Source organism: Geodermatophilus sp. SYSU D00779 (assembly GCF_054050595.1).
Map to the genome: position 1 here is coordinate 1 of NZ_JBJGZQ010000065.1, position 3801 is coordinate 3801.

Annotated in this window: 3 protein-coding genes; all 3 read right to left on the bottom strand. The window is 74.9% G+C overall.

The genetic code is table 11. The features are described 5' to 3' along the window. Nucleotides 1–114: 114 nt before the first annotated feature. The 3 genes from ACI79G_RS24870 to ACI79G_RS24880 are packed head-to-tail and all read right to left on the bottom strand — an operon-like array spanning nt 115 to nt 3775. A complete protein-coding gene (locus ACI79G_RS24870) occupies nt 115–2481 on the bottom strand; it encodes a heavy metal translocating P-type ATPase (RefSeq protein WP_456883705.1) in 2367 nt (788 codons plus the stop codon). A gap of 50 nt (nt 2482–2531) precedes the next feature. Continuing rightward, a complete protein-coding gene (locus ACI79G_RS24875; RefSeq protein WP_456883706.1) occupies nt 2532–3518 on the bottom strand; it encodes a hypothetical protein in 987 nt (328 codons plus the stop codon). Then, a complete protein-coding gene (locus ACI79G_RS24880; RefSeq protein ID WP_456883707.1) occupies nt 3515–3775 on the bottom strand; it encodes a heavy-metal-associated domain-containing protein in 261 nt (86 codons plus the stop codon). Before ACI79G_RS24880 ends, ACI79G_RS24875 begins: the two co-directional genes overlap by 4 nt. Nucleotides 3776–3801: the final 26 nt, after the last annotated feature.

Sequence of the window (3801 nt, forward strand, 5' to 3'; positions counted from 1 at the left end):
GGGGGGGGGGAGCGGCGACTCCGCCGCGGCGGGGCGCGGGGGGGGGGGGGGGGGGGCGGGGGGGGGGGGGGGGGGGGGGGGGCGGGGGGGCGCCCCCCCCCCCCCCCCCACGTCTCACTCCCCCGCGCGCCTGCTCGACGCCGCGCCGACCGGTACCCCGGAGGACGTCGGCCGGCTGACCGCCGGACCGCCGTCCGTCCCGTTCGAGGCGAGGGCCCGGAACCGGCGCAGCCGCAGGCTGTTCGAGACGACGAACACCGAGGAGAACGCCATCGCCGCGCCGGCGAGCATGGGGTTGAGCAGCCCGGCGGCGGCCAGCGGCAGGGCGGCCACGTTGTAGGCGAACGCCCAGAACAGGTTGCCCTTGATGGTGCCCAGCGTCCTGCGGGACAGCCGGATGGCGTCGGCGGCGGCCCGCAGGTCACCGCGCACGAGGGTCAGGTCGCTGGCCTCGATCGCCACGTCCGTGCCGGTGCCCATCGCCAGACCCAGGTCGGCCCGGGCCAGGGCGGCGGCGTCGTTGACCCCGTCCCCGACCATGGCCACGACCTTGCCCTGGCCCTGCAGGCGCTCCACGACGTCGACCTTGTCGGAGGGCAGCACCTCGGCGATCACCTCGTCGATCCCCACCTGAGCAGCGACCGACCGGGCGACCGTCTCGTTGTCACCGGTCAGCAGGACGGGGGTCAGCCCCAGGTCGCGCAGCCGGCGGACGGCCTCGGCGGAGGTCTCCTTGATGGCGTCGGCCACCACGAGGACGGCCCGGGCGGCGCCGTCCCAGGCGATGGCGACCGCGGTCTGGCCCTGCGCCTCGGCCGCGGCCTTCGCCGCCTCGAGCTCCGGGGTGAGCCGGACGGACCACTCCTCAAGCAGCCGGGTGCGGCCGACGAGCACCGCGTGGCCGTCGACGACGCCCTGCACGCCGAGGCCCTCGACGTTGGTGAAGCCCTCGACGGGCGGCAGGTCGCCGACGGCCTCGGTGGCGCCGGTCGCGATGGCCCGGGCGATCGGGTGCTCGGAGGCCTCCTCCAGTGCGCCGGCGAGTCGCAGCACCTGATCGGGGTCCTCACCGGCGGCGGGGACGACGTCGAGCAGGGTCATCCGGCCGGTGGTGACCGTGCCGGTCTTGTCCAGCACGACGGTGTCCACGCGGCGGGTGGACTCCAGCACCTCCGGCCCCTTGATCAGGATGCCGAGCTGCGCGCCGCGGCCGGTGCCGACCATGAGCGCGGTCGGCGTGGCCAGCCCCAGCGCGCACGGGCAGGCGATGATCAGCACCGCGACCGCGGCGGTGAACGCGGCGGCCAGGCCGCTGCCGGTGCCGAGCCAGAAGCCGAGGGTGCCCACGGCGAGAGCGATGACGATCGGGACGAAGACCCCGGAGATCCGGTCGGCGAGCCGCTGGACCTCGGCCTTGCCGTTCTGGGCGTCCTCGACCAGCCGCGCCATCTGGGCCAGCTGGGTGTCCGCACCGATGCGGGTGGCACGCACGACGAGCCGGCCGCCGGCGTTGACGGTGGCGCCGACGACGGCGTCGCCCGGCCCGACCTCGACCGGGACCGACTCGCCGGTGAGCATCGAGGCGTCGACCGCCGAGGAGCCCTCGGCGATGACACCGTCGGTGGCGATCTTCTCGCCGGGCCGGACGACGAAGGAGTCCCCGACGGCCAGCCGGTCGACGGGGATGCGGGTCTCGGTGCCGCCGCGCAGCACCGAGACCTCCTTGGCGCCCATCTCGAGCAGCGCTCGCAGAGCGGCGCCGGCCCGCCGCTTGGAGCGGGCCTCGACGTAGCGGCCGGCGAGGATGAACGTCGTCACCCCGGCGGCGGCCTCGAGGTAGATGTTCCCCGCGCCGTCGGTGCGGGCGATCGTCAGCTCGAACGGGTGCGTCATCCCCGGCTCGCCGGCCGTGCCGAGGAACAGCGCGTACAGCGACCAGGCCAGCGCCGCGAGGGTGCCCATCGAGACCAGGGTGTCCATCGTGGACGTGCCGTGGCGCAGGTTGGTCCATGCGGCCCGGTGGAACGGCCAGGCCCCCCAGACGACGACCGGCGCGGCCAGGGTCAGTGAGAGCCACTGCCAGGAGGTGAACTGCAGCGCGGGGATCATCGCCATCGCCACCACCGGGATGGTGAGGACGGCCGAGATCAGCAGCCGCTGCCGCAGCGGCCGGACCGCGTCGTGTTCCTCCGCGTGGCCGTCAGTGGCGGTGCTGTTGGGGCGGGGCGGCTCGGGTAGCCGGGCGGTGTAGCCGGCCTTCTCCACCGCGGCCACCAGATCCTCGGCAGCGACGTCGCCGTCGTAGGTGACCTTGGCCTTCTCGGTGGCGTAGTTGACCGTGGCGGTGACGCCGTCGAGCCGGTTGAGCTTCTTCTCGATGCGCGCGGCGCAGGAGGCGCAGGTCATCCCGCCGATCGTCAGCTCGACGTGGTTCTCCCCGGCCGTGGCCGGCGGGCTCGTGCGCTCAGTGGCGGAACTCATGGTCTTCTTCCTCTGGAACTGCTCGGGCGGGATCGGCGGACTGCGTCGGTTCAGCCGTGGCCGTGGCCGTCGTCGACGTGGCCGCCGGTGCCGGTGGCGGGCGCGACGGTGTCGCCGGCGCGGACGGTGAACTCGGCGGTGCGCACGACGCCGCCGTGCTGGAAGTCCAGGAACAGCCGGTACTCCCCCGCCGAGGGCGCGGTGGCGTAGAAGGTGACGTCCGGGCCGGGCTGCGTGACCCCGTCGCCGGGCTCGCCGGCCGGGTGCACGTGCAGGTACGCGAGGTCGCCGTCGCGCAGGGCGACCAGGTGGCCGTAGGCGGCCAGGTAGGGCTGCAGATCGGTGACCGGCTGCCCGTCCCGGCTGACCGACAGGGTCAGCTGCGACTCCCGCCCGGGCACCAGCTGCCCGTCGAGGGTGACGGTGTACCCGTCGACCTCGGCCGTGGTCGACGGCTCCGGCAGCGGCTGGGGGTCGTGGTTCCCGGCGACGGCGACGTCCGTGCCGAGGGTGAGCGCGGGGTCGTCGCCGGCGGGGTCGAAGTCGGCGAACAGCCGCCAGCTGCCCGGTGTCAGGTCCAGGGGGGTGCTCCAGGTGCCGTCGGGCGCCAGGTCGGGGTGCACGTGTTGGAAGCCGGTCAGGTCACGGCGGACGGCGATCAGGTGCAGGTCCTCGTCGTGGGACTCGTCGTACGCGGTCACCGGTTGCCCGTCGGAGCCCAGGATGCGGAACGACACGGGAGTGGCCGAGCCGGCCGGCAGGTCAGGGCGGTCCACCTCGAGCGTGTAGCCGCCCTCGGAGACCAGCAGGCCACCGGGCAGGTCCTCGCCCTGGTCGCCGGTGGCCGGGCCGTGGGCGCCGTCGTGAGCGGCGTCAGCCGCGATGGCGTCCTCCCCGCCGGTGCCCGGGTGGGTCTCGGTGGCGTGCGACGCCTCGACCGGCCCGACAGGGCCAACGGCGTTGCCGATGCCGGCAGCGGCACCGAAGACGGCGATCAGGCCGAGGGCGTAGGCCCCGAGCTTCGTGGGCGTGTTCATCGTGCTCTTCCTCCTGCGGTGGCGCGCGATCGCGCCGGGGCCGCCCGTCCCGCGCCGGCCACGGAGTAGCCGGCCTCCTGGACGGCGGCGCGCACGGCGTCGGCGTCGACGGGCTCGGTGCTGGTGACGGTCAGCCCGCCGCTGGCCAGGTCGACGTCGACGGCGGTGACCCCGGGGACGGCGCTGACCTCCTCGGTCACCGCGTTCACGCAGTGGCCGCAGGTCATGCCGGTGACGGTGTAGCTGGTGGTGCTCACGCTGGAACTCCTGCAGGGGTGGGGGT

Coding starts and splice junctions, on each gene's coding strand:
- ACI79G_RS24870 (WP_456883705.1), bottom strand. CDS start 2,481: ATGAGTTCCGCCACTGAGCGCACGAGCCCGCCGGCCACGGCCGGGGAG.
- ACI79G_RS24875 (WP_456883706.1), bottom strand. CDS start 3,518: ATGAACACGCCCACGAAGCTCGGGGCCTACGCCCTCGGCCTGATCGCC.